Annotated in this window: 2 protein-coding genes; both read left to right on the top strand. The window is 60.4% G+C overall.

All coding sequences use genetic code 11. The annotated features are described in order from the left end of the window. On the top strand, nucleotides 1–220 hold a 220-nt coding region (locus ASE71_RS34235; RefSeq protein WP_060635020.1), incomplete at its 5' end, for a PepSY domain-containing protein. Nucleotides 221–241: 21 nt separating this feature from the next. After that, on the top strand, nucleotides 242–490 hold a 249-nt coding region (locus ASE71_RS37300), incomplete at its 3' end, for a general stress protein (RefSeq protein ID WP_320410654.1).

The raw sequence follows: 490 nt of genomic DNA, 5'->3' as shown, positions 1-490 counted from the left end.
TGCCGTGGCAACACCAGACACCACCAATCCAACAGCGCCCGTCGCCGGCGCCAACAGTTTCACCGAAGAACAGGCCAAGGATCGCCTTACTGACGCCGGCTACACCGATGTTACCGGTCTAAAGCTCGACGACAAGGGCGTCTGGCGCGCAACTGCCTCGAAGGACGGCAAATCCATGCAGGTCGCGCTCGACTACCAGGGCAACATTGTTGCCAACTAACTCCAGAACGAGGAAATCCCCATGAAAACCGTTAGTGGACTTTTTGACGACTATTCGGACGCCCGCGCCGCTGTGTCAGCCCTTGAAGATCGCGGCGTGCCGTCGGACGACATCAGCATCGTTTCCAACAATGTTGGGGATCGGTACGGCACTGCAAACGAAAGCAACGCGGCTGAAGGCGCTGGGACAGGCGCCGGTGTCGGCGCTGCGGTCGGTGGCATTGGCGGCCTTTTGACTGGCCTTGGGGTCATGGCCATCCCGGGTGTCGGT

Source organism: Ensifer sp. Root954, assembly GCF_001429005.1.
Lineage (GTDB): Bacteria > Pseudomonadota > Alphaproteobacteria > Rhizobiales > Rhizobiaceae > Ensifer > Ensifer adhaerens.
This window is presented reverse-complemented; position numbering and strand designations above follow the sequence as displayed.